We start from the raw sequence: 23,845 nt of genomic DNA, 5'->3' as shown, positions 1-23,845 counted from the left end.
CGTCGCGGCTGAAGCCGCTCCTACAAGGATGCGCGGTCCCGGCAATGTGTTGCTGTGGGAGGGACTTCAGTGCCGACGCGGAAATGGCTCCGCGTTCAGTGCTTGTCCGGCTCCTGCGGCGGCTTCTGCGGCGCGCCTTCCGTGCTGATGTCCTCGACATCGCCGATGTCGACCCGGCCCGGGGTGCGGCCGTCCCACACCTGGTCCTGCAGCTTCCAGTACGCACTCGGCTCCCAGAACTGCTTGGCATAGAACACTTCCGGATCGATGCTGCCGCCACGCGGGCCGTTGATCGACAGCGGACCGGACGCGCCGGAGTGGCCGAGCAGGCCGCCGGTGCTGCGCATCGCCTCGCGCCGCAGCACCGCCTCCTGGCGCGGCTTGGCGACCTCGTCGCCGTACTCGGCGAGCATCGACTTGTCGAGCTTGACCGCGCGCTTGCGCTCGTCCGGGGTCAGCTGGTCCCAGTACTCCATCTTGCGTGCGCCGAACTGGTCGTAGCCGCGCTCGGCGGCCAGCGCCATCCACAGGAAGCCCATCGTATGGTCGGCAGCGCCGCCCTGGCCCTCCCAGTACATTTCGCCCAGCCGCGCCTGCGACGGCTTGTCGGCGTAGCGCGCGGCCAGCTGGTACTGCTTCCTGGCCTCGGCGTACTCGCCCTTCTTGTCGGCGCGAATGCCGGCGCGGCGATAGAACAGGTCCAGGTGCGCCTCGAGGAAGCCGTCGGTCAGCACCTGCGCCGGGATGTCCTGGAAGGTGTGGTCGCCCGGGGCCGCAGTGGCGGGGCCGGGCAGGGCGAGCAGCAGTGCACAGGCCAATGCGGTGCTGCTGCCGGCAAGAAATCCTTTGAACGAAAGCATGTTCCTCATCCCATGAGTGAGCGATCGGCGCGATTCTAGACACGCCGCCCGGGTGCGCTCCATAGACTGATGGCATAGGAACAGACGCGTGTACGGCACACGTCAGCCACGGTTCATCGCATCGTGGCGCGACGCACCAGCGCGGTGCGTCAGTGGTACATCCGGGTTACAGCGGCAAAGCGATCTGCAGCGGATCGATGCGCCCTTCGCCGCGCATGATCTTCTTGAACTCGGGGCGGCTGACCGACACGTAGCGCTCGTTGCCGCCGATCTCCACCTGCGGGCCGTCCTGCACCGCGTGGCCGTTCTCGTCGACGCGCACGGTCATCGTCGCCTTGCTGCCGGTGTGGCAGATGGTCTTGATCTCCTGCAGTTCGTCGGCCCAGGCCAGCAGGTACTGGCTGCCCTCGAACAGCTCGCCGCGGAAATCGGTGCGCAGGCCATAGCACAGCACCGGGATGCGCAGCCGGTCGACCACTTCGCTGAGTTGCCAGACCTGGGCGCGGCTGAGGAACTGCGCCTCGTCCACCAGCACGCAATGCAGCGGCCCGTGGCTGGCGATGTCGGCCTCGAGGGTGGCCAGCAGATCGGTCTCGGCGACGAACGGCATGCCGTCGGCACGCAGGCCGATGCGCGAGGCGACCACGCCGCTGCCGGCACGGTGATCCAGCCGCGGCGTCAGGATCGCCGTACGCATGCCGCGCTCGCGGTAGTTGTGCGCCGACTGCAGCAGCGTGGTGGTCTTGCCGGCGTTCATCGCCGAATAGTAGAAGTACAGTTTCGCCATGCCGCCGATTCTAGCGCGGCGGCCGCGCGCCCCGGCCGGCCTGCGCTTGGCGAACCGGTTCAGCGCAGGGGGGACGGCGGGGACGTCGTCGCCGGCGGGCGCCCGGTACAATAGGCGGCCAAGGGAAGTCTTCATGCACGGTCTCAATCCTCCCCAACGCGCCGCGGTCCTGCATTGCGAGGGTCCGTTGCTGGTGCTGGCCGGCGCCGGCAGCGGCAAGACCCGCGTGATCGTGGAAAAGATCGCGCACCTGATCGCCAGCGGCCGTTACCCGGCCAAGCGCATCGCCGCGATCACCTTCACCAACAAGTCGGCCAAGGAAATGCGCGAACGCGTGGCCAAGCGCATCCGCAGCGAGGCGGCCGACGGCCTGACCATCTGCACCTTCCACGCCCTGGGCCTGAAGTTCCTGCAGATCGAACACGCCGCGGTGGGCCTGAAGCGCGGCTTCTCGATCTTCGACGCCGACGATGCCGCTGCGCAGATCAAGGACCTGATGCCCGGCGCCAAGCCCGATGCCATCGAGGACGCCAAGAACCTGATCTCGCGCGCCAAGAACGCCGGGCTGTCGCCGGAGCAGGCGATGGCGGCCGCGCGCAGCAACCGCGAGCAGGAAGCGGCCAGCCTGTACGAGCGCTACCAGGCGCGGCTGAGCACCTTCAACGCGGTGGACTTCGACGATTTGATCCGCCTGCCGGTGCAGGTGCTGGAGGAGAACGAGGACATCGTGATGGCTTGGCGCGAGCGCATCGGCTACCTGCTGGTGGACGAGAGCCAGGACACCAACGACGCGCAGTACCGCCTGCTGAAGATGCTGGCCGGCCCGCGCGGCAACTTCACCTGCGTGGGCGACGACGATCAGAGCATCTACGCCTGGCGCGGCGCCAACCCGGAAAACCTGATGCAGATGGGCCGCGACTACCCGGCCCTGCAGATCATCAAGCTGGAGCAGAACTACCGCTGCTCCAACCGCGTGCTGCGCGCGGCCAACGCGTTGATCGCGCACAACCCGCACGAGCACTTGAAGACGCTGTGGAGCGACCAGGCCGACGGTGAGCGCATCCGTGTCTGGGAGTGCCGCGACAGCGAACACGAGGCGGAGAAGGTCGCCGCTGAGATCGCGTATCTGGGCACCGCCAAGCAGGTGCCGTGGAGCGACTTCTGCATCCTGTTCCGCGGCAACTTCCAGTCGCGGCCGCTGGAAAAAGCGCTGCAGATGGCCAGCGTGCCGTACCACATCACCGGCGGCACCGCGTTCCTGGAGCGGCAGGAGGTCAAGGACGTGCTGTCTTGGTTGCGCCTGCTGGTCAATCCCGACGACGACGCGGCGTTCCTGCGCGCGGTGCAGGCGCCCAAGCGCGAGGTCGGCGCGACCTCGCTGGCCAAGCTGGCCGAACTGGCCTCGGCCAAGCACCTGCCGATGTCGCGCGCGGCCGAGTCGGTGGGCGCGCTGCAGCAGTTGCCGCCGCGCGCGGCCAACGGTCTGAGCGACTTCGTCGACATCCTGCACGAACTGCGCGCGGCCTCGACCACGCTGTCCTCGGCCGACGTGGTGCGCCAGCTGGCCGAACAATCCGGGCTGATCCGCGAACTGCGCAGCCAGTGCAAGGACGAAGCGAGTTTCCAGCGCCGCCGCGGCAACCTGGAGGAACTGGCCAAGTGGTTCGAGGGCGGCCCACGCGGCGCCACCGTCGGCGACCTGGCCGCGCAACTGGCGCTGCTGTCGCGCAACGACAAGGACGACGGCGGCAACCAGGTGCGGATGATGACCATGCACGCGTCCAAGGGTCTGGAGTTCCGCTATGTGTTCATCGTCGGCTGCGAGGACGGCGTGCTGCCGCACGAGGTCAGCCTGGAAGAGGGCAACCTGCAGGAGGAGCGGCGCCTGCTGTACGTGGGCATCACCCGCGCCAAGGAGCAGCTGTGGATGAGCTACAGCAAGCTCACCCGCAAGTTCGGCGAGCACATCCGGCTCAAGCCCAGCCGCTTCTTCGACGAGATCCCGGCCGAGGAAATGCAGCGCGACGGCGCCGACCCGGTGGCCGACGCGGCGCGCAAGAAGGAGCGCGCTAATGCGGGGCTGGCGGCGATCCAGGCGTTGTTTGATTGAAGGCGGGGATTCGGGAGTTGGGATTGGGGATTCGTAATAGCGGGTGCGTCGTGAGCGCCGTGGCTGGGAGGGGACGTGCGGATGTACGCCGGGGCTAGTCGGTTGTTCCTTCTCCCACCGGGACCACGGCCCCCTTTTGGGGGGAAGGTGCCCCGCAGGGGCGGATGAGGGTACGGGCGAAGCCTCGTGAACTCGTACTCCGCGAGTCGCTTCGCGCCGAACCCTCACCCCAACCCCTCTCCCGGGGGGAGAGGGGCTTAAGCAGGGGATTCACTTTTGGCTGCATGTGCACCGCGGATAGGGCCTAGTCAGGCGATTCTTTGGTTTTGCTTTGGAGGTTGCCGGCGTTCGCTCGTCGCGACTGAAGTCGCTCCCACAGTGAGCTTGCGGGGAGTGGGCTGGAGACCCTGTGGGAGGGACTTCAGTCCCGACGCATTGCAGTGTGCCGAAGCCAGTGGCGCCGCGCCGCGCCGCGGGAGGCTCCACCCGCAAACGAGAACGGGCCGCGCAGGCGGCCCGTCTCTGGTTCGACACTGCTGGCGCTTAGGCCGACAGGTGCTCGATTGCCGCGACGCTGCCGAGGCGGTCGCCCAGGCGCTTGAGCAGGGCCAGGCGGTTGCGGCGCAGCGCCGGGTCGTCGGCGTTGACCATCACGCCGTCGAAGAACGCGTCCACCTGCGGGCGCAGCCGCGCCAGGAAGTTCAGCACGGTCACGTAGTCGTGCTGGCGCAGCGCACCGTCGGTCTCGGCGATCGCCGCTTCCACCGCTTCGGCCAGCGCGCGCTCGGCCGGCTCGCGTAGCAGGCCCGCGTCGACCTGCGCCGGAATCTCGCCCTCGGCCTTGCGCAGGATGTTGCGGATGCGCTTGTTGGCCGCGGCCAGTGCCTCGGCCTCAGGCAACGCGGCGAAGGTGCCGATCGCGTCGATGCGGCGGTCGAAGTCGTACAGCGAGCCGAGCGCCGCGGTTGCTGGCGCCGTCGTAGGAGCGGCTCTTGTCCCCTTTTCGGGATCAGCCGCGACCGAGAACAGCGCGGCCACCGCGTTGAACTGCGTCGCCGGCACGCCCTTGTCCGCGTAGTAGCCGCGCAGGCGGTCGAGGATGAAGTCGAAGATCTCCTCGGCCTGCTCCAGCGAAACCGTGCCCACCTGATGTTGCCCGGGTGCAGTCTCAGCACCGTCGCGCTTCGCCTCTGCTGCTGCATCCAGCTTCTTCAGCAGGGCGGAACGCCGAATTGCCTCCATCGCCTGGGTCGCAGCGGTCGATAGGAGCTTCTTCAGATCAACATCAAACCCACTCTCAATCACCGTCCGCGCCAGCCCCAGCGCATTGCGCCGCAGCGCGAACGGATCCTTGTTGCCGGTGGGCTTCAGCCCCGCGGCGAACCCGCCGGCCAGCGTGTCCAGACGTTCGGCGATCGCCAGCACCTTGCCCAGCGGCGACAGCGCGATGTCGTCGCCGGCGAAGCGCGGCTGGTAGGCCTCGTCGATCGCCAGGGCGATCTCGCTCGGCTCGCCGGCGGCAACGGCGTAATGACGGCCGGCGATGCCCTGCAATTCGGGGAATTCGTTGACCATGCGCGACTGCAGGTCGTTCTTGCTCAGTTCGGCGGCGCGGCGCGCCTGCGCCGGGTCCACGCCGACCTGCGCGGCGATCGCCTCGGCCAGCGCGGCCACGCGCTGCACCTTGTCGGCGATGCTGCCGAGCTTGGCCTGGTAGGTGACGCTGGCCAGGCCGGCGCCCATCGCCTCCAGACCCTGCTTGAGGTCTTCGTCGAAGAAGAACTTGGCGTCGGCGAAACGCGGACGGATCACCCGCTCGTAGCCCTTGGCTACTTCGGCCACGTCGCGCGAAACGATGTTGGCGATGCCGATGAAGTGCTCGGTGAGCTTGCCGCCGTCATCCAGCACCGGGAAGAACTTCTGGTTGCTCTCCATGGTCTCGATCAGCGCTTCCTGCGGCACCGCCAGGAACGCCGGCTCGAACCTGCACAGCACCGCCGACGGCCATTCGACCAGGTTCACCACCTGCTCCAGGTTGTCCTCGGCAATGCGCGCGCTGCCGCCGGCCTCACGCGCGGCCTGTTCGACCTCGGCGACGATGCGCGCACGGCGCACGTCCGGGTCCACCAGCACCTGCGCGGCCTGCAGCGCGGCCACGTAGTCGCCCGGCTGCGCCAGCGGCACCGGCGCATCGTGCAGGAAGCGGTGGCCGCGGCTGTCGCGCCCCGCCTCCACGCCGAACAGCGGCATCGGCACTACTTCGCTGCCGAACAGCAGCACCAGCCACTGCACCGGCCGGGCGAAACCGTAGTCGTGATCGCCCCAGCGCATCGGCTTGGGGATCGGCATCGCCGCGATCGCTTCGCGCAGGATCTCCGGCAGCAGCGTGGCGGTGCGCGCGCCCGGGTTCACCGCGCGGTGCACGAAGCGCTCGCCCTTGGCGTCGCTGGTGCGCTCCAGCGCGGTCCAGTCGATCCCGGCCTTGGCGGCGAAACCCTGCAGGGCCTTGGTCGGCTGGCCGTCCGCGTCCAGCGCGATGTTGAGGTAGGGGCCGAGCACTTCCGCGCGCTGCTCCGGCTGCTCGACGGCCACACCCGGCAGCAGCACCGCCAACCGGCGCGGCGTGGACAGCGGCTTGGCGTCGCCACGCTCGACCGCGATGCCGCGCTTCTCCAGCCCGGCGATCACGCCGTCGAACAGCGCCTGGGCCAGGCCCGGCAATGCCTTGACCGGCAGTTCCTCGGTGCCCAGTTCGATCAGCAGGGGAAGGTGTTGGCTCATGTGTCAGACCTTGCTAGCGGTTTTTCCCTTCTCCCTGCGGGAGAAGGTGCCCCGAAGGGGCGGATGAGGGTGCGGGCGCCTGGGGGGTCGGAGCAGCCAGCCGTGCGTGCCGGCGTACCCTCACCCCAACCCCTCTCCCGGTGGGAGAGGGGCTTGCATCACTTCTTGACGCCGGGGAAGCCCAGCTTCTCGCGCTGCGCGTAGTAGGCCTTGGCCACCGCCTGCGCCAGCGCGCGCACGCGCAGGATGTAGCGCTGGCGTTCGGTCACCGAGATCGCGCGGCGTGCGTCGAGCAGGTTGAAGGCGTGGCTGGCCTTGGTCACCTGTTCGTAGGCCGGCAGCGGCAGCCCGACCTCGACCAGCGCCTGCGCTTCCTGCTCGCACGCGTCGAAACGGTGGAACAGTTCGGCCACGTTGGCGTGCTCGAAGTTGTACGCGCTCTGCTCCACCTCGTTCTGGTGGTAGACGTCGCCGTAGGTGACCGGCGTGCCGTCCGGGCCGTAGGTCCACACCAGGTCGTAAACGTTGTCGCAGTTCTGCAGGTACATGCACAGGCGCTCGAGCCCGTAGGTGATCTCGCCCAGCACCGGCTTGCACTCCAGGCCGCCGGCCTGCTGGAAGTAGGTGAACTGGGTGACTTCCATGCCGTTGAGCCACACCTCCCAGCCCAGGCCCCAGGCGCCGAGCGTCGGCGATTCCCAGTTGTCCTCGACGAAGCGCAGGTCGTGCACCAGCGGATCGATGCCCAGCGCCTTGAGCGAGTCCAGGTACAGCTGCTGGATGTTGTCCGGGTTCGGCTTCATCGCCACCTGGTACTGGTAGTAGCGCTGCAGGCGGTTCGGATTCTCGCCGTAGCGGCCGTCGGTGGGGCGCCGGCTGGGCTGCACATAGGCGGCGTTCCACGGCTCCGGTCCGAGCGCACGCAGGAACGTGGACGGATGGAAGGTGCCGGCGCCCACTTCCAGGTCCAGCGATTGGATCAGCACGCAGCCGTGCTGCGCCCAGAACTGGTTGAGGGTCTGGATCAGACCCTGGAACGTGATCGGTACGGACCGGGTGACGGACATCTAGCAGGGGCCGGTTGAGGGGTGCGCTAGTATAGCGACCGACTCGCGGGGACTTCCGCGCACCGGACCTGGACCATGGATTCGCGCCCTGCCGCGCCGCCCGCGTCGTCGCCCGCCGAGCCCACCGTGGCCTTGCCGCCGGGCCGGTTGAGCTTCGAGCGCGTGGCCGCCGCATTGCTCGCCGACGGCCTGGTCGCACCGGCCGAACGCGGCCGCGTGCAGTTCTCGGCGCAGACCGCGCGCACCGCCAGCGACGTGCATCCGCTGGTGCTGCTGTCCAACCTGAAACTGGCCGCCACCCGCCCGCCGGGCAGCGAACTGAGCCTGGAACGGCTGACCGAATGGCTGGCGCAGCGCTGCGGCCTGCGCTACCTGCGCATCGATCCGACCCGGGTCGACGTGGCCGCGGTCACCGGCGTGGTCTCGCACGCCTACGCGCGCCGCCACCGCATCCTGCCGCTGGCGCTGCAGCCCGAGCGCCTGCTGGTGGCGACCAGCGAACCGCTGGCGCTGGACTGGCTCAGCGACGTGCAGCACCTGGCGCGGCGGCGCATCGAGGTGGTGGTGGTCAACCCGCTGGACCTGCATCGCTACACGATGGAGTTCTTCGGCGTGACCCGCTCGGTGCGCGGCGCCAAGGACGGGCGCACCGAGCAGAGCAGCGGCCTGCCCAGCTTCGAGCAGCTGGTGGAACTGGGCCGCGGCGGCGACGTCAACGCCGACGACCACCACATCGTGCACATCGTCGACTGGCTGCTGCAGTACGCCTACGAGCAGCGCGCCAGCGACATCCACCTGGAGCCGCGGCGCGAGGCCGGGCGCATGCGCTTCCGCATCGACGGCGTGCTGCACAAGGTGCTGGAAGTGCCGCCGGCGGTGATGACCGCCATCGTCAGCCGCATCAAGGTGCTCGGGCGCATGGATCTGGCCGAGCGGCGGCGGCCGCAGGACGGGCGCATCAAGACCCGCTCGCCGGGCGGGCGCGAGACCGAGATGCGCCTGTCGACCATGCCCACCGCGTTCGGCGAGAAGTGCGTGATGCGCATCTTCGACCCGGATGCCGCGTTCAAGAGCGTGGACCAGCTCGGTTTCAGCGCGCAGGAAGCGGCCGGCTGGAACGCGCTGGTGGAGCGCCCGCACGGCATCGTGCTGGTCACCGGCCCCACCGGCTCGGGCAAGACCACCACGCTGTACTCCACGCTCAAGCGCCTGGCCACGCCGGACGTGAACGTGTGCAGCGTGGAAGACCCGATCGAAATGATCGCCACCGAGTTCAACCAGATGCAGGTGCAGGCCAACATCGACCTGGACTTCGCCAGCGGCGTGCGCACCCTGCTGCGGCAGGACCCGGACATCATCATGATCGGCGAGATCCGCGACCTGGAAACCGCGCAGATGGCGGTGCAGGCCTCGCTGACCGGCCACCTGGTGCTGTCGACCCTGCACACCAACGACGCGCCCTCGGCGATCACCCGCCTGCTCGACCTGGGCGTGCCGCACTACCTGGTCGCCTCCACCCTCAACGGCGTGCTGGCGCAGCGCCTGGTGCGCACCCTGTGCAGCCACTGCAAGCGCCCGCACACGCTGGAGCCGCACGAATGGGACGCGCTGCGCGAACCGGGCGAGGCCTTGCCCGAGACGCTGCAACCCTACGCCCCGGTCGGCTGCCTGGAATGCCGCCGCACCGGCTACCTGGGCCGCGTGGGCCTGTACGAGCTGTTGCCGGTGACCCCGCGCCTGCGCACCCTGATCCGCGCCGACATGGACCTGGCCGGCTTCAGCCGCGCCGCCCAGGCCGAGGGCGTGCGCACCCTGCGCCGCGCGGGCCTGGAAAAGGTGGCCGCCGGGCTGACCACCATCGAGGAAGTGCTGTCGGTGCTGCCGCCGCGGGAGTGAGCGCCGGGCGCTTTCCCGCCTCATGATCGCCAGTTATATGGCTATGCCGCGACCGCCGCGCCCCCTTGAACAATCCACGGCGACGGCGTCTAGAATCCCTCCATGCCGTTCGCTTCTCCCGTCCGTCGCCGTGCTGCGCCCTTCCTGATCCTCGAAACCGGCGAACCGGTGGCGACGATGCGGCGCTACGGACGCTTCCCGCACTGGATCCGCGTCGCCGCCGGCCTGGCCGAGCGCGACACGGTGGTGGCCAATGTCGCCGCCGGGGAGGCCTTGCCGGCGCGGGACGACTTCGCCGGGGTGATCGTGACCGGCTCGGCGGCGTTCGTCACCGACCGCGCCGACTGGAGCGAGCGCTCGGCCGACTGGCTACGCGCGGCTGCCGAGGACGGCACGCCGCTGCTGGGCATCTGCTACGGCCACCAGCTGCTGGCGCACGCGCTGGGCGGGGAGGTGGCCTACAACCCGGCCGGGCGCGAATCGGGCACCGTGCATATCGAACTGCATCCGCCCGCCGCCGAGGATCCGCTGTTCGCCGGTCTGCCGGCGCGCTTCCCCGCGCATGCCACGCATCTGCAGACGGTGCTGCGCGCACCGGCCGGCGCCACGGTGCTGGCCCGCTCGGCGCAGGACCAGTGCCACGCGTTCCGCTGGGGCGAGGCGACCTGGGGCGTGCAGTTCCACCCGGAGTTCGCCACCCACCACATGCGCGGCTACGTGCAGGCGCGCGCGGACTGTCTACGCAGCGCCGGACGCTGCGCCCGTACCATCGCCCGCGAGGTCAGCGCCGCGCCGCTGGCACGCAAACTGTTGCGGCGCTTCGTTCAGCACGCACGCGGGCAGCACAGCAGCGGCCAGGCAAAACCGCGATAATCTGTGCAGTCGCCGCGCTGTACGGCGTCCCCCACTTCGGATTGGCAATGATCGAGATTCGCAAGCTGCCGGCCTCGGCCGGCGCGGAATGGTTGTTGGGTGGTGTGGCCCTGCTGCGACGGGCGCCGTGGGCGCTGGGCCGGCTGGGGGTGATCTGGGGCCTGGCGACACTGCTTGCGGTGTTCCTCAGCGCGCTCCATCCGACCCTGGGCATGCTGGCGCAACTGCTGATGGGCCTGGCTGGGCCGTTGCTGTTCGGCGGGCTGGTGTGGGCCGCGCGCGAGGTCGACCAGGGCCGCAGTGCCGAGCCGGCGCACCTGCTGCAGGGCCTGCATGGCAACCGCGCGCCGAACCTGCTGGTGGCGCTGCTGCCGCAAGTGGCGGTCGGGTTGGCGCTGGCGCTCCTGGCCGTGGTGGTGATCGGCCCGAGCGGACTGCAGCAGCTGAACACGGTGATCGACAAGTTCAACGAAATTGGCCAGTCCGGCGTGCAACCTGATCCACAGCAGGTGGAGCAACTCGTGGCCACCTTGCCGGCGCTGCGCATCCTGTTGTGGCTGATGCTGGTGGCGGTCGGCGTCGTGGCGGTGGCGCTGACCCTGTTCTTGTTCGCTCCCCAGGTGATGTTCGACGGCCGCAACGGCATCGCCGCGATCGGCCTGGGTTTGCGCGCCTGCCTGCACAATCTGCCGGCGTTGCTGGTGTTCTTCGTGCTCGCCTTCCTGGCCATGTTCGCGTTCTACTTCGCACTGACCGTGGTGATGCTGGTGCTGCAGCTGCTGGTCGGCACCACGATGGCGGCGCTGATCGCGCAGGTGCTGCTGATGGCGGTGTTGCCGCCGACGATCGCCGGCATCGTGTACGTGGCCTGGAAGCAGATGTTCGTGCACGCCGGCGATGTCGCAGCCGTCGCGCCGCCAGCGAATGTCATCGAAGCCTGATCGCGGCTGACTCACCGGCGCTCGCTGCCGTCGCCGGGCGTGCGCTGGGCCGCCCGCGGAATCGCCTGCAGTTCGTCGATCACCCGCCTGGGTGCGCGCAGTCGGATCTGCACGGGAAACGATTCGTACACCACGACGCCCTCCACCACGCCCTGCGCCTTCAGTTCCGTGACCCGGGCCAGCACGGGGTCCGGGGATTGCGCGCTGCCGATAATCAGCGCGGATTCCAGCGGCTCGCGATTGGCGGCCGGTCCACTGCCCAGGCTGCAGCCCGCCAGCAGTAGCAGCGTCGCGACAAGCACCTGTCTCATCCCACCTCCTCCTGCATCGCGGGTTCGGCCAACGCCGTGGTGCGCAGTCGCCCGCTGCACCACGGCGGTATCGCGCAGGATCGTCACCGTGCGCGCATCACGGGTTGTCGGCGATCCAGTTCTGCAGCGTGTTGAAGACGGTGCTGGTCAGCCGCGTCCCGCAGTTCTGGCTCGATGAGCCGGTGGTGTGGACGCCACGGACGACGTAGCCGCTGTCGTAGATGCCGCTCCCGCTGTTGCCGCCGCTGGTGTCGATGGTGTAGCAGAGCCGGTAGGAGCCGCTGGTGGAGACGCCCCCGGACGCACTCCACATCGTTCCGAACGGCTTGTCGCCCGGATATCCGGTGATGGTATGGGTGCCTCCCGAGTAGGTGCCCCAGCCCGCATTGCCGCCATGGGGCGCCGTGCTCAGCACGATCAGCGCATAGTCGTAGTTGCTGTCGCCGTTGTTGAGCCACGCTGTCGTGGTGATGGCACGCGCCCACGTCGCCGTTCCCCACGGCTGGTAGCTGCCGTTCTGGGCCACCGTGAAGTCGAGGCTGGAATACCAGCTGCCCGCGCCGTTGGACACGCAGTGGCCGGCGGTCAGGACGTGCTTGGGCCCGATCAGCGTTCCGGTGCAGCCGATGGCGATGCGCCCGATGTGCCAGTACGGCGCGGCGGTGGTGGTGGTCACCTGCACCCGCTCGTCGGTCCCGATCACCACGTTGGGAACGGCGCGGCCGTCACCGTGGTCGGTGGGACGCTGCGGCGGCGTGCCGGGCACGGAATTCGGCAGGCGGCCGAGCAGTTCCATCGCCCTGATCGCCTCTTCGAAGAGTGCCACGTCCTCCGCGCTTGCCGGCGACGCGTACTGGTCGCCATTGCGGGTGACCATCACCGCGCTCAGGCCAGCGGCCTTCTGTTGCGGGCTCTGCAAGCGCGTGTCCGTCGGCGGTGCGGTTTCCGCGGACACGCCGGTCACCAGATTGTCGCCGTTGATGAACTTCGCTTTCCCGCTCAGTTTCTGGAACGATGGCGTAGCCGCGACCGCCGCGGTCGATACCAGCAAGGTAAATCCCAGTGCAGCCAGACGTTTCATGACGTGCTCCTTGGTCATTGGAATACTACTTCATTGCGAGAGAAGCCGGGTCGACGCGACCTCCTGCGCGCTCCCGGCCTGCCCGTCCGCCAGGGACCGGGGGATGGCGGCGTGGACGTACGCACCGCCACGAATACGGTCTTCCATGACCGTGTCGGCAGGGCCGGAATGCGGCCCGGTGCCGATGCTCCTGTGATCGGGTGCGGCTGCGACGCCGTGTATGCGGATCGCGCGATCCAGCGTCGGCCACGAGCCGACAACACACCTTTTTCTGACTCAGCTGCAGCGTTGGCGAAATGGCGTGGCGTGGCGCGCCGCAACGAGGTCTACGCCGCGCCGTGGAAGCGCATCGCACCGCTGACTCCGCAGATCACGTCGTCGCGCAAGCGACAGCACCCGCGCATGGGCGATCGGCGTGCGCGCAAGGGAATGGTCTTGGTCGTGTGTACCGGCAGTCATTCGCACGCGGCACCTTCCTTGGCGTATTCGCGGCCCCCAGGGGGCATCCGTTGCGGTGTGTTCGGAACGACGGCGTGCAGTCGACCGTGGAGACTTTTATATGTCACGCGCCAGGGCGTTGCCGTAATTCGCATCCCAGATCAGCGCAAGCGATCGCGCGGTCTACCGCCGCATTCGCTTACTGCGTCCGCGCCTGGCTCGACACCAGCCAGCTCGACGCCAGGATGCCCAGTTCGTACAGCAGGCACATCGGGATCGCCAGCATCAGTTGCGAGACCACGTCCGGCGGGGTCAGCACCGCGGCCAGCACGAAGATGCCGACCACCGCGTAGCCGCGGCCCTCGCGCAGTTGCTGCGGGGTCACCCAGCCGAGCAGGGCGAGGATCACCAGGGCGACCGGCAACTCGAAGCTGGCGCCGAAGGCGAAGAAGATCGCCAGGACGAAGTCCAGGTAGGCGCCGGCATCGGGGGTGAGTTGGATCACGTCCGGCTTGAACGTGGTCAGGAAGTGGAACACCGCCGGCAACACCAGGAAGTAGGCGAAGCCGCAGCCGAGGTAGAACAGCACCACCGCCGAGGCCAGCAGCGGCAGCGCCAGGCGCTTCTCGCGCTGGTACAGGCCGGGAGCGACGAAGGCCCAGGCCTGGTACAGCAGCCACGGTGCGGACACGAACAGCGCCAGGAAGAACGCCAGCTTCAGCGGGGCGATGACCGCGCCGGCCGGGTGCGTGGCGATCACGCTCTGGCCCACCGGCAATTGCGCCAGCATCGGCTCGGCCAACCAGGAGTACAGGCGCTTGGAGAAGGGCAGCAGCGCCACCACCACCACGCCCAGGCCGATCAGCGCGCGCATCAGCCGCGCACGCAGTTCGATCAGGTGTTCGATCAGGCTGCTTTCGGCTTCGACGTTCATCGCGGCGCCTCCGGGTCATCGGAGAGCGGCTGGCCGATCTGCGCGGTCGCGGCCGTGGGCGTCGGATGCGGTGCGGCCGCACCGCGCGCGGCGGCCGGCACGGCGGACGCTGCGGTCGCGACCGCGGGCGGCGGCGTCGGCAGGGGCGTGGCCGTGTCGGCAGCGTGCGGCATCGCGCTATCGGCGGTGGCTGCCGGCGCGACCGTCGGCGCGGCGTCGGCAGGCGGCACCGGAGGATTCGGATCGATCTCGCGGCGCAGCGCCTCGGTCTGCCGCTGCAGCTCCTGGCCGCTGTCGCGCAGCTCGGTCTCGGCCTGGCGCAGGGAACTCTGCACATCGTGCAGGCTGCGCTTGAGTTCCTCGGCTTCCAGTTCGCGTTCCAGTTCGTGCTTCACCGAGTCCCATTGCGCGCGGGCGCGGCGCACCCACAACCCGGCGAAGCGCGCTGCCTTGGGCAGGCGTTCGGGCCCCAGCACCACCAGGGCCACCACCGCGATCACCAGCAGTTCGCTGAATCCGATATCGAACACGCCGGCGAAGTCCCGTCAGTGCGCGTCGCGGTCGCGTTCGGTCTGGGTCTGGCGGGACGGCTCGCTGCTGCTGCGCGTCTCGTCGCCGAGCTGGCCGGCGGGCTTGTCGTCGTCGCGCATGCCTTTCTTGAATTCCTTGACCGCGTTGCCCAGATCCTTGGCGCCGCTCGTCAGCCGCTTGGTGCCGAACACCAGCAGCACGATCACCAGCACGACCAGCCAGTGCCAGATGCTAAGACTGCCCATGATCCGCTCGCAGAAAAGTCGTAAGGAACCCGCAGGATAACGCACCGCGCCGCGCCGCGTTACCTTTCCCTGCCATGCAGGCGTGCCTGCACGGCCGAATGGACAGGTGGCGTTGGGAACGGCGCTCAGCGATCGCCGTCGAGCTTCTCGGTGCGGATCTCGCCGTCGGACACCGGCTGGAAGCCCTGCTGCGCCGGCTGCGTCTGGCCCTGCAGGGGCACGGTGCTGGCGGCGGCGTCGGGCGCGGCGGTCGGTTCCGGCGTGGCCTGCGGCGCCGGAACGGCGGCCGGTGCCGGGGCGGCGGTCGGATTGCCGCTGCCATCGGTGCCACGGCTCTGCCGCGCGGCGTAGGTGGCTTCCTCGAGCTTGTCGCGGAAGGCGACGATGTCGTTGGACGGACGGTTGCTGGTACGGCCCTCGAAGATCATGCGCGGGGTGGTGTTGCTGCCGTAGGCGTTGAGGTCGGCGGCATCGTCGATCTGCAGCGCGGCGCCATCCAGGGCGACGCCGGCGAACAGGCCGCGGGCGCGCGACCACGACCAGATCTCGGCCTTGAGCTGGCCGTCGGTGGCGGCGGCGGCGTTGCGCCCGACCGGGCCGGCGGCGACGCCGGCATCGGCGCCGAGGGTGAACTTGCCGTTGACGATGTTGTCCAGGCTGCGGTCATTGCGGAACACCAGCACCACGTCGGAGGACTGCACGCCGACCTGGAAGCCGATGCTGCCGCCGGTGAGCTTGACGAACACCGGGTTGGACCAGGTGCCGTCGGGGCGCTTGACCGACATCAGGCCGTGGCCGCGACGCCCGCCGATCACCAGCCCGGCCTTGAGCGTGTCCGGGATCACCACGATGGCGCGGCCCTCGTCGAGCAGCTTGTCGGGAATGGACTGTTCGGGGATCTTCTGGATGTCGGTCAGCACGCGCAGCGCGTTGCGGGCGCGCTCGTCCTCTTCCGGTCCGGCCACGGCGTGGCCAGCGAACAACACGGTGCTCAACAACAGGGCGAGGCGCGGCAGGAGGGGCATGGCGGGCTCCGAAATAGGTCCGCAGCAAGATACTGCAAGTACTTGAACTTAGTCACAGGGCAATGAATCGCCAATGAGTGCCGCCGCCGCCAGGCGCAGGCGCCGTCGATCGCCGTGATCGAGCGAATCGACACGCCGTGGGGCGTGCGCTCTGCCACAATGCGCGCATGTCCGACGCACCCGAGACCGCCATCCTGGTGGTGAATCTAGGCACGCCCGAGGCGCCCACCGCGCCTGCGGTCGCCCGTTACCTGGCCGAGTTCCTCGGCGACAAGCGCGTGGTCGCGATCCCGCGGCTGTTCTGGTGGCCGCTGCTGCACTGGGTGATCCTGCCGCGGCGCTCGCCGAAATCGGCCGAGAAGTACGCGCAGGTGTGGCTGGCCGACGGCTCGCCGCTGGCGGTGTACACCCGGCGCCTGGCCGAAGGCATGCAGCGCGAACTGCCCGGGCACCGCGTGGCCTGGGCGATGCGCTACGGCGCGCCGGCGCTGGCGCCGGCCCTGGACGCGCTGCGCGAGGCCGGCGTGCGCCGGATCGTGGTGCTGCCGCTGTACCCGCAGTATTCGACCACCACCACCGCCTCGATCGAGGATGTGGTGCAGGCCTGGCAGGCGCGCCATCCGCATCTGCCGGTGCGCCTGATCGAGGACTATCCGACCGACCCGGCCTGGGTCGCCGCGGTGGCCGACAGCGTGCGCGCGCACTGGGCGCAGCACGGCCGCGGCGAGCGCCTGTTCTTCTCCTTCCATGGCCTGCCGCAGCGCGTGGCCAACAATGGCGACCCCTACCCGCAGCGCTGCGAAGCCAGCGCGCAGGCGATCGCCGCCGCGCTGGGCCTGGAGGCCGGGCAGTGGGAGCTCGGCTACCAGTCGCGCTTCGGCGCCGAGCGCTGGCTGCGCCCGTATGCCGAACCGCGGCTGTGGGAACTGGCGGCGCAGGGGGTCAAGCAGGTGGACGTGATCTGTCCCGGCTTCGCCACCGACTGCCTGGAAACCCTGGAAGAAGTGGCGATGGGCTTCGTCGAGACCTGCGCCGAACGCGGCATGCAGGTGCGCTACATCCCCTGCCTCAACGACGCCCCGGCGCACGCGCGCGCGCTGGCGCAACTGGCGGCCCGCGCCGCATGAGTGTGCGTCCCTTCGCCTGCCCGTCGCGGGTGGGCGCGCTGGCCGGATTGCGCAGCGGCGATCCGCAGGGGCCGAAGGCGCTGGCCTTGCACGGCTGGCTCGACAACGCCGCCAGCTTCGTGCCGCTGAGCCGACACCTGCCGCAGTGGGATCTGGTGATGCTGGACCTGCCCGGCCACGGCCACAGCAGCGACCTGCCCGATGGCGCCGAGTACCTGCTGGCCAGCGCCCTGCACCCGGTGCTGGACGCGGCCGATGCACTGGGCTGGGAGCGCTTCGTGCTGATCGGCCACTCGATGGGCGCGGCCATCGCCAGCCTGCTCGCGGCCGCAGCACCACAGCGCATCGAGAAGTTCGTGGCGATCGAGATGCTGGGCGGCCTGGCCGAGAGCGAGGCGGGGGCGGTGGAACGGCTGCGCAACAGCGTCGCCAGCACGCGCCGCACCAATGCCACGCCGTTGCGCGTGTTCCCCGACCTGGCCGCGCCGGTACGGGCGCGGATGCTGGCCAACCAGCTCAGCGAGCCGGCGGCGCGGCTGCTGGTGGAGCGCGGCGTGCGCGCGGTGGACGGCGGCTACGTGTGGCGCAGCGATCGCCGCCTGACCCTGCCGACGGCGATCCGCGCGACCGAGTCGCAGATGCAGGCGCTGCTGCGCGGCATCGAATGCCCGACCGCGGTGGTGTTCGCCGATCCGGCCCAGGACATGTTGCCCGAGCCGCTGCGCCTGCAGCGCGCCGCGTGCCTGCGCGACGGCCGCGTGCACACGCTGCCCGGCACCCACCACCTGCACATGGAACAACCGGCGGCAGTGGCCGCGTTGCTGCACGACTTCCTCTGAGGCGGCCGCGGCCGGCGCGGCGGTCGCCGCGCCGCAGTGCGCGCCTGCGGCGCCATCGCTCCGTCGCGCACCCCGCACGCGGACTGCGACGTACGCATCACCTGCGCTGTGCAGCCCGCCGAGGTCGTGCGCCTTCCGGCGTCACAGTTCGGCATGTTGTCGCCGTGCCGTCGCGGTTCGGAAAACTTCCGCGCACAGCGTAGCGCGCACCTTCCGCCCTACGCCGCGCTTCCCATGATCCACCTCCTTCGCCGCTACCGGGTCGGCCCGCGCCTGACCTTCGCCTTCGCTGCCCTGCTGTTGATCTGCGGCGCCCTGATCGTGGCCAGCCTGGCGTCGATGGCGCTGGCGCGGCAGCAGCTCGACGACATCGCGCTGGACAAGATGGAGAAGATCCGCCTGTCCAACGCCATGGTCGCGGCGCAGGCGCGGCTGGAGATCGGCCTGCTCAACGATGTGATCCTGACCAACCCCGACGAGAAGCAGGCGGTGGTGCGCGCCATCGGCGACGCCCAGCGCGACTACACGCAGGCGCGGCGCAAGCTGTTCGCGCTGCGCCTGGATCCGGCCGACCGCACCGGCGCGCAGCTGCGCGCGGCGATCGACAAGGCCTACGTGCAGGTGCAGCCGTTCCAGTCGCAGGTGCTGGCCCTGGCCGCCGACAACCAGAACCTGGATGCGCAGACCCTGCACCTGTACACCTTGCAGCCGCTGCTGGCGCAGTGGCAGCAGGCGATCCAGCGCAATGCCGCGCACCTGCGCACGCTCAGCGACGGCTCCTATGCGCAGGCGGTGACCACGATGGCCCGCGCGCGCTGGCTGCTGCTGCTCGGCGGCGGCGTGTTGCTGGCAGTCAGTGCGTGGCTGGGCTGGTGCATCACCCAGAGCCTGGTGCGGCCGCTGCGCGAGGGCACCCGCGTGGCCGCGGCGATCGCCGCCGGCCAGCTCGATGCGGTGGTGCCGGCGCAGGGCAACGACGAGGCCGCCGACCTGTTGCGCAGCATGCAGACCATGCAGACGCAGTTGCGTGCGGTGCTGGCCGAGCAGCGGCGCATGGCGCAACGGCACGCCGATGGCGCTATCGCCTGCCGCGGCGACGCGGCGGCATTCCCCGGCGACTACGGGCAGCTGCTGCGCGACGCCAATGCCCTGGTCGACCTGCACGTGGGCACCGCGCAGTCGATGGTGGCGCTGATGCGGCGCTACGCCATCGGCGATCTCAGCGAGGACATGCCGCGCCTGCCCGGCGAGCAGGCCGCGATCTCCGAGGCGATGGATGCGATCAAGGCCAACCTCGGCACGCTCAGCCGCGACATCTGGCACCTGGCCGAGGCCGCCGCCGCGGGCGACTTCAGCGCACGCGCCGATCTGGGGGCGCACCAGCACGATTTCCGCATCATGCTCGAGAGCCTCAACCAGCTGATGGCGACGGTGGACGGCAACCTGGGCCAGTTGTCCGGGTTGCTGCGCGCCATCGCCAGCGGCGACCTCGGCGTGCGCATGCACGGCGACTTCCGTGGCGTGTTCGCCGACATGCGCGACGACGCCAACGCCAGCGCCGACCAGCTTGCGTCGATCGTGGCCGGCATCCAGCACGCGGCCGCGGCGATCGACGCCGAGGCCGGCGCCATCGCCGGCGGCCACCAGGACCTGTCGCAGCGCAGCGCCGAACAGGCCGGCACGCTGGAGCGCACCGCGCGCGCGGCGGCGCGCCTGACCGAGACCGTGCGCCAGAACGCCACGCATGCGCACCACGCCAACGTGCTGGCCGATGCGGCGGCGACCGTGGCCGGCCACGGCGGAGCGTCGATCGACGCGGCGGTCGGTACGATGCAGGGCGTGGAAGCGGCATCGCGCAAGATCGGCGAGATCATCGGGGTGATCGACGGCATCGCCTTCCAGACCAACATCCTCGCGCTCAATGCGGCGGTGGAAGCCGCACGCGCCGGCGAGCAGGGCCGCGGCTTCGCGGTGGTCGCCAGCGAGGTGCGCGCGCTGGCGCAGCGCTCGGCCGATGCGGCCAAGGAGATCAAGCGCCTGATCGAGGCGTCGGTGGACCAGGTCGCGGTGGCCTCGGCGCAGGTGCACGACGCCGGCCGCACCATGGGCCGCGTGCTGGCCTCGGTGAGCGAGGTCAACGCGTTGATGACGGGGATTGCGGCGGCCTCGCAGGAACAGGCCGCCGGCATCGAAGAAGTGGGTCAGGCGATGGCGCAGATGGACCGCAGCACCCAGCAGAACCTGGCGTTGGTGGAACAGGCCACTGCGGCGTCGCACGCGTTGGAGCAGCAGGCCGGCAGCCTGAGCGAAGCGGTGGCGGTGTTCCGCCTGGCCGGTGCGGCACCGTCGGTCCTGCGTGCGGAGGAGGAGCCGCCGGCACTGGCAATCCAGCCTGCGCCGGTCGGCTTCGATTACGCGCGCAGCGCTTGATGCGAAGGCGTCAGCGGGAAGTCGGGCGCAGCGCAGACAGCGACCCGTGGTCGTCCATCGTCACATCGCATCCGCGGGCATAAGGGGCCTGCGGACAGTGCTGTCGGGGTGCGCCCTACACACTGAACGTGAAGCTTGTGTGTAAAAGAATTTTCGCTTAAGTTGCGCCCGCGCCTGCCGTCAACAGGCGTAGACGCGATACGTCCTGTGTTCGCGGCTCGATCCCGGCGTCCTGACATGCCGGCGTAGCGCCGCACGGACCGTACCGCCTCGCTGGCGCCGGAGGTCGCGCCTGATTTGCGGTAGGCGGGAGGAGAGGGGGCCTACCGGGCGCTGCATGGAGTTCTGCTTCCGCAGCGCTGGGCCAACCCACCGCGATGCGCCCGCAGCGGCGCGCCCACCCACAGTCTTCATCCCTCTCGTTCGCATCCCCGTCGCGCCATCTCGTGCCGCAACGCAGCATGCTTGTCCGATTCGCGACCCGACCGCACCCTCGCCGCTGACGCCGCGCGCACCGCGATGTTCGGTGTTCAGCCGCGGTCTGGCGTACCAGCGCCGCGAGCTCGTCCGAGCCTGGCGTGTGCAGCGTGTTTTGTAGGAGCGGCTTCAGCCGCGACGGGCGTTCCCGGTGATGCCCGTCGCGGCTGAAGCCGCTCCTACGGCGCTTTTCCCACCGTTCGCGGATGCGTGCTTCAGTCGCGCTCCGGACGCAGCAGCCAGCGAAGATGCGCCTTGAGCTGGCGGCCGTGCTGATGGAACCAGGTGCGCTCGGCGCGCCAGTCGGGGAAGCGCGCTTCCACTTCGTGCCAGAACGCCGGCGAGTGGTTGGCCTGGATCAGGTGGCAGAGCTCGTGCACCAGCACGTACTCGAACGCCGAGGGCCGCCCCAGGACCAGCGCCAGGTCCAGGGCCATGCTGCCGTCGGGCGCCAGCGAGCCCCACTGCGAGGACATGACCTTGTAGCGCACCGCGCGCGGGGCACGCGGCAGCGACGGCAGGTAGCGTGGCAGCCAGCGGCCGACGTCGGCGCGGGCCTGGGCCTCGTAGAAATCGCGCAGCGCGCGGCGCAGCGCCGCATCGCCGCCGCGCGGCGGCAGGTGCACCTCGGCCACGCCGTCGACGAGCGCGATGCGCGCGTAGCGGGCGTCGTGCCAGGCCACCGGCAGCGACTGCCCGCGCAGCGGCAGTTCGCCGGCCTCGCCCGGTCGCAGCGGCGCCAGCGTCTCGGCGGCGACATAGCGCGACAGTTGCTGCGCCAGCCACTGCCGGTTCTCCAGCAGGAAGCGCTCGCCGGCGACCAGGCTCGCGCGCAGCGGCAGGGTCAGGCGCGCGCCGCGTTCGTCCACGCTGAGCTTGATGCGGCGCGCGCGCGGGTCACGCACGCGCAGCACCTCGACATCGCGCTCGTCCAGGCGGAAGCGGACGAGGTCGCGTTCGACGGCCGCCGGGGGCGGCGCGATCAGGCGACGGAGCAGGTCGGGCATGGGCACAGCATACCGCCGGTGCGGGTGCGCACGGTGACAGCCGCGTGCGGCCGCCTCCGCCGCGGCATCAGTCGGCCTTGCTCAGCTTCAGCGCCGCTTCCAGCAGCAGGAACAGGCGCCGCACCTCGGCGCTCATCAGCGCGAAGCGCGCGTCCAGCTCGGCGCGCACGCCGTCCTGGTCGGCATGCTCGAGCTGGTCCAGCGCGCCGTCGAGGAACTTCAGCTTGCGGATCACCAGGTCGTCGCCGAGCACGAAGGACACGTGGTCGTCGAGCACCAACGCCAGCTTGGTGACCTGCTTGCCCGCTTCCAGGTGCTTGTCGATCTCTTCGCAGCGCAGCTCCTGGTGCTGGCACTTGACCACCGCGCCGCCCTCGATCGGATCCTTCATCTCGCACTCTTCGCCCAGGCTCAGGCCTTCGGGCAGCGGCTCGCCGGCGATCCAGCCGGTGAGGATCGAGCGCGGCGCCACTTCGGCGTTGAGCGGCAGCGCCGGGAAGCTGCCGAGCAGGCCGCGGATCTCCGACATCACGTTCTCGCCGGTCTTGCGGCTGGACGTGTCCACGGCGACATAGCCGTGCTGCAGGTCGAGCATGGCGTCGGTGCGCGAGGACTTGACGAAGGCGCGCGGCAGCAGCTCGTGGATCAGGTCGTCCTTGAGCCGCTTGCGTGCGCGGCCGCCGGGGCGCCGGCCTTCCTTCTCCTCGATCTCGGCGACCTTGCGCGCGAGCAGGTCGTTGACCACCGAGCCGGGCAGGATCTTGTCCTCGCCGCCGACGGTCAGCCACAGGAAATCGGCGATGCGGTGCGACAGGGCTTCCTGCTCGTCGCGGCCGAACGGGGAGATGAAGCCGCGCGAGCTCATTTCCAGCGGGCCGACCGATTTGAGCTGGGCCTCCGGCAGGAGTTTTTCGACCTCGGAGAAGTCGAGCGTGGTGGGAAAGCGGAACAGGGTCAGATTGCGAAAGAACATCGAGCATCCAGCGGAAGGAAACGGAACGGTCCGGCTGCGTGCGCCGGGGAGCGGTGGCCATTGTCGCATCGTGCCCGCCCGGGTACCGCATCGGGCGGTTCAGCGAGGTGGGTCAGCCCGGCGCGTCGTCGGCCCAGGCGCCGGCCACGGCGGTGGCCGCGCCGCCGAGCGCGGCGAAGTCGAACAGCGCGCGGTCGGCCAGTTGCGCCGGATGCACGTTGCCCAGCGCGCGGGCGATCTGCTCCACCCGCCCCGGATGCTCCCGGTCCCACTGCTGCAGCAGTTGCCCGACCTGGCGGCGCTGCAGCGTCTCCTGGCTGCCGCACAGCGTGCACGGGATCAGCGGGAAGGCCTGCGCCTGCGCGTAGGCGGCGATGTCGTCCTCGCGCACGTAGGCCAGCGGCCGGATCACCACGTGGCGGCCATCGTCGCTGCGCAGCACCGGCGCCATCGCCGCCAGCTTGGCGTGGAAGAACAGGTTCATGAAGAAGGTGGCGACGATGTCGTCGCGGTGGTGGCCCAGCGCGATCTTGGTGAAGCCGTTCTCCGCTGCGTAGCGGTACAGCGCGCCACGGCGCAGTCGCGAGCACAGCGAACACAGGGTCTTGCCTTCCGGCACCACCCGGGTGACCACCGAATAGGTGTCCTGTTCGATCACATGCCAGGGCACGCCGCGCTGGCGCAGGTAGGTCGGCAGCACGTCGGCGGGAAACCCCGGCTGCTTCTGGTCCAGGTTCACCGCCACCAGCTCGAACGGCACCGGCGCCTTGCGCTGCAGCTGCAACAGGATGTCCAGCAGGGTGTAGCTGTCCTTGCCGCCGGACAGGCACACCATGACCTTGTCGCCGGCGCCGATCATGCCGAAATCGGCGATGGCCTGGCCGACCTGCCGGCACAGGCGCTTGCCCAGCGCCGCGGGGGTGCGGGCGGCAGGCGGTGCGGGATCGGCGAGCGGGTGCAGCGGCGGCAGGGGCAGGGGCGAGGTCATCGGCGGTAGTGTAGTCGGCGCGGGTGGCGCAGCACCGCGCGGTCGGCGTTGCCGGTCATTCCAGTTCCGCCACCTCGACCGTCCCGAACGTGCTGGTCGGGCGGGCGATGCGGCGTGCGACGTC

20 protein-coding genes are annotated in these 23,845 nt (G+C 69.9%); 7 read left to right on the top strand and 13 right to left on the bottom strand.

The genetic code is table 11. The annotated features are described in order from the left end of the window. Positions 1–95: 95 nt before the first annotated feature. Positions 96–860 (bottom strand): SEL1-like repeat protein, encoded by a 765-nt coding sequence (locus tag AC1PK7_RS21190; protein ID WP_481099418.1) that lies wholly within the window; start codon positions 858–860, stop codon positions 96–98. A gap of 166 nt (positions 861–1,026) precedes the next feature. Continuing rightward, positions 1,027–1,647, bottom strand: a complete 621-nt coding sequence (locus tag AC1PK7_RS21185) for a thymidine kinase (protein ID WP_017912189.1) — start codon at positions 1,645–1,647, stop codon at positions 1,027–1,029. Between the two features lie 133 nt (positions 1,648–1,780). On the opposite strand from AC1PK7_RS21185, the gene rep reads away from it, so the two are divergent. Continuing rightward, positions 1,781–3,757, top strand: coding sequence for a DNA helicase Rep (rep, locus tag AC1PK7_RS21180; RefSeq protein WP_010340793.1), 1,977 nt, complete (start codon positions 1,781–1,783; stop codon positions 3,755–3,757). Between the two features lie 543 nt (positions 3,758–4,300). On the opposite strand, the gene glyS is transcribed toward rep, so the two are convergent. Next, positions 4,301–6,538 carry a glycine--tRNA ligase subunit beta gene (glyS, locus tag AC1PK7_RS21175; RefSeq protein ID WP_481099417.1) on the bottom strand — a complete coding sequence of 746 codons (2,238 nt, stop codon included), beginning with the start codon at positions 6,536–6,538 and terminating at the stop codon, positions 4,301–4,303. A 158-nt stretch (positions 6,539–6,696) separates the two neighbouring features. Then, entirely contained in the window at positions 6,697–7,605 is a 909-nt protein-coding gene (gene glyQ, locus AC1PK7_RS21170; RefSeq protein WP_184448847.1) for a glycine--tRNA ligase subunit alpha, read from the bottom strand. Between the two features lie 75 nt (positions 7,606–7,680). Here glyQ and AC1PK7_RS21165 point away from each other — a divergent pair, with 75 nt between their 5' ends. From AC1PK7_RS21165 to AC1PK7_RS21155, 3 genes are all read left to right on the top strand, one after another. Next, positions 7,681–9,501: a GspE/PulE family protein gene (locus AC1PK7_RS21165; RefSeq protein WP_481099416.1), complete on the top strand. Its 1,821-nt coding sequence runs from the start codon at positions 7,681–7,683 to the stop codon at positions 9,499–9,501. A gap of 102 nt (positions 9,502–9,603) precedes the next feature. Then, complete coding sequence (locus AC1PK7_RS21160; protein ID WP_371181009.1) at positions 9,604–10,374, top strand: glutamine amidotransferase; 771 nt, start codon at positions 9,604–9,606, stop codon at positions 10,372–10,374. 47 nt (positions 10,375–10,421) lie between these two features. Next, complete coding sequence (locus AC1PK7_RS21155; protein WP_371181008.1) at positions 10,422–11,315, top strand: BPSS1780 family membrane protein; 894 nt, start codon at positions 10,422–10,424, stop codon at positions 11,313–11,315. 11 nt (positions 11,316–11,326) lie between these two features. On the opposite strand, the gene AC1PK7_RS21150 is transcribed toward AC1PK7_RS21155, so the two are convergent. The 6 genes from AC1PK7_RS21150 to AC1PK7_RS21125 all read right to left on the bottom strand — a co-directional run bounded on the left by AC1PK7_RS21150 (position 11,327) and on the right by AC1PK7_RS21125 (position 15,880). Continuing rightward, the gene (locus AC1PK7_RS21150) at positions 11,327–11,713 is read right to left on the bottom strand and encodes a hypothetical protein (RefSeq protein ID WP_481099415.1); all 387 of its coding nucleotides are present in this window, start codon (positions 11,711–11,713) and stop codon (positions 11,327–11,329) included. Between the two features lie 10 nt (positions 11,714–11,723). Continuing rightward, positions 11,724–12,707 carry a trypsin-like serine peptidase gene (locus AC1PK7_RS21145; protein ID WP_371181006.1) on the bottom strand — a complete coding sequence of 328 codons (984 nt, stop codon included), beginning with the start codon at positions 12,705–12,707 and terminating at the stop codon, positions 11,724–11,726. A 637-nt stretch (positions 12,708–13,344) separates the two neighbouring features. Next, a complete protein-coding gene (gene tatC, locus AC1PK7_RS21140) occupies positions 13,345–14,079 on the bottom strand; it encodes a twin-arginine translocase subunit TatC (protein WP_010340865.1) in 735 nt (244 codons plus the stop codon). Further along, positions 14,076–14,609 (bottom strand): Sec-independent protein translocase protein TatB, encoded by a 534-nt coding sequence (tatB, locus tag AC1PK7_RS21135; protein WP_481099414.1) that lies wholly within the window; start codon positions 14,607–14,609, stop codon positions 14,076–14,078. The genes tatC and tatB overlap by 4 nt, the downstream gene beginning before the upstream one ends. A gap of 15 nt (positions 14,610–14,624) precedes the next feature. Continuing rightward, complete coding sequence (gene tatA / locus AC1PK7_RS21130) at positions 14,625–14,855, bottom strand: Sec-independent protein translocase subunit TatA (RefSeq protein WP_371181004.1); 231 nt, start codon at positions 14,853–14,855, stop codon at positions 14,625–14,627. Positions 14,856–14,980: 125 nt separating this feature from the next. Then, positions 14,981–15,880, bottom strand: coding sequence for a lipid-binding SYLF domain-containing protein (locus AC1PK7_RS21125; RefSeq protein ID WP_481099413.1), 900 nt, complete (start codon positions 15,878–15,880; stop codon positions 14,981–14,983). A 167-nt stretch (positions 15,881–16,047) separates the two neighbouring features. Here AC1PK7_RS21125 and hemH point away from each other — a divergent pair, with 167 nt between their 5' ends. The 3 genes from hemH to AC1PK7_RS21110 all read left to right on the top strand — a co-directional run bounded on the left by hemH (position 16,048) and on the right by AC1PK7_RS21110 (position 20,276). After that, positions 16,048–17,007: a ferrochelatase gene (hemH, locus tag AC1PK7_RS21120; RefSeq protein ID WP_420008366.1), complete on the top strand. Its 960-nt coding sequence runs from the start codon at positions 16,048–16,050 to the stop codon at positions 17,005–17,007. Continuing rightward, positions 17,004–17,846, top strand: coding sequence for an alpha/beta fold hydrolase (locus tag AC1PK7_RS21115; protein ID WP_371181001.1), 843 nt, complete (start codon positions 17,004–17,006; stop codon positions 17,844–17,846). Before hemH ends, AC1PK7_RS21115 begins: the two co-directional genes overlap by 4 nt. 234 nt (positions 17,847–18,080) lie before the next feature. Next, a complete protein-coding gene (locus AC1PK7_RS21110) occupies positions 18,081–20,276 on the top strand; it encodes a methyl-accepting chemotaxis protein (RefSeq protein WP_481099412.1) in 2,196 nt (731 codons plus the stop codon). 692 nt (positions 20,277–20,968) lie between these two features. Here AC1PK7_RS21110 and AC1PK7_RS21105 read toward each other — a convergent pair. From AC1PK7_RS21105 to ttcA, 3 genes are all read right to left on the bottom strand, one after another. Then, positions 20,969–21,760, bottom strand: a complete 792-nt coding sequence (locus AC1PK7_RS21105; protein WP_010340614.1) for a YgjP family zinc-dependent metalloprotease — start codon at positions 21,758–21,760, stop codon at positions 20,969–20,971. A 67-nt stretch (positions 21,761–21,827) separates the two neighbouring features. Continuing rightward, the gene (locus AC1PK7_RS21100) at positions 21,828–22,733 is read right to left on the bottom strand and encodes a recombination-associated protein RdgC (RefSeq protein WP_481099411.1); all 906 of its coding nucleotides are present in this window, start codon (positions 22,731–22,733) and stop codon (positions 21,828–21,830) included. A gap of 112 nt (positions 22,734–22,845) precedes the next feature. Continuing rightward, on the bottom strand, positions 22,846–23,721 hold the full coding sequence (gene ttcA, locus AC1PK7_RS21095; RefSeq protein ID WP_481099410.1) for a tRNA 2-thiocytidine(32) synthetase TtcA: 876 nt from the start codon (positions 23,719–23,721) through the stop codon (positions 22,846–22,848). Between the last annotated feature and the right edge of the window lie 124 nt (positions 23,722–23,845).

Source organism: Xanthomonas sp. NCPPB 3174, assembly GCF_056725205.1.
This window is presented reverse-complemented; position numbering and strand designations above follow the sequence as displayed.

Excerpts from the sequence above, each read along its gene's own strand:
- ttcA (WP_481099410.1), bottom strand. The coding sequence starts at position 23,721 with ATGACCTCGCCCCTGCCCCTGCCGCCGCTGCACCCGCTCGCCGATCCC.
- AC1PK7_RS21160 (WP_371181009.1), top strand. The coding sequence starts at position 9,604 with ATGCCGTTCGCTTCTCCCGTCCGTCGCCGTGCTGCGCCCTTCCTGATC.
- AC1PK7_RS21190 (WP_481099418.1), bottom strand. The coding sequence starts at position 860 with ATGCTTTCGTTCAAAGGATTTCTTGCCGGCAGCAGCACCGCATTGGCC.
- hemH (WP_420008366.1), top strand. The coding sequence starts at position 16,048 with ATGTCCGACGCACCCGAGACCGCCATCCTGGTGGTGAATCTAGGCACG.
- AC1PK7_RS21105 (WP_010340614.1), bottom strand. The coding sequence starts at position 21,760 with ATGCCCGACCTGCTCCGTCGCCTGATCGCGCCGCCCCCGGCGGCCGTC.
- glyS (WP_481099417.1), bottom strand. The coding sequence starts at position 6,538 with ATGAGCCAACACCTTCCCCTGCTGATCGAACTGGGCACCGAGGAACTG.
- tatC (WP_010340865.1), bottom strand. The coding sequence starts at position 14,079 with ATGAACGTCGAAGCCGAAAGCAGCCTGATCGAACACCTGATCGAACTG.
- tatA (WP_371181004.1), bottom strand. The coding sequence starts at position 14,855 with ATGGGCAGTCTTAGCATCTGGCACTGGCTGGTCGTGCTGGTGATCGTG.
- glyQ (WP_184448847.1), bottom strand. The coding sequence starts at position 7,605 with ATGTCCGTCACCCGGTCCGTACCGATCACGTTCCAGGGTCTGATCCAG.
- AC1PK7_RS21125 (WP_481099413.1), bottom strand. The coding sequence starts at position 15,880 with ATGCCCCTCCTGCCGCGCCTCGCCCTGTTGTTGAGCACCGTGTTGTTC.
- rep (WP_010340793.1), top strand. The coding sequence starts at position 1,781 with ATGCACGGTCTCAATCCTCCCCAACGCGCCGCGGTCCTGCATTGCGAG.
- AC1PK7_RS21145 (WP_371181006.1), bottom strand. The coding sequence starts at position 12,707 with ATGAAACGTCTGGCTGCACTGGGATTTACCTTGCTGGTATCGACCGCG.
- AC1PK7_RS21100 (WP_481099411.1), bottom strand. The coding sequence starts at position 22,733 with ATGTTCTTTCGCAATCTGACCCTGTTCCGCTTTCCCACCACGCTCGAC.
- AC1PK7_RS21155 (WP_371181008.1), top strand. The coding sequence starts at position 10,422 with ATGATCGAGATTCGCAAGCTGCCGGCCTCGGCCGGCGCGGAATGGTTG.
- AC1PK7_RS21165 (WP_481099416.1), top strand. The coding sequence starts at position 7,681 with ATGGATTCGCGCCCTGCCGCGCCGCCCGCGTCGTCGCCCGCCGAGCCC.
- AC1PK7_RS21185 (WP_017912189.1), bottom strand. The coding sequence starts at position 1,647 with ATGGCGAAACTGTACTTCTACTATTCGGCGATGAACGCCGGCAAGACC.
- AC1PK7_RS21110 (WP_481099412.1), top strand. The coding sequence starts at position 18,081 with ATGATCCACCTCCTTCGCCGCTACCGGGTCGGCCCGCGCCTGACCTTC.
- AC1PK7_RS21115 (WP_371181001.1), top strand. The coding sequence starts at position 17,004 with ATGAGTGTGCGTCCCTTCGCCTGCCCGTCGCGGGTGGGCGCGCTGGCC.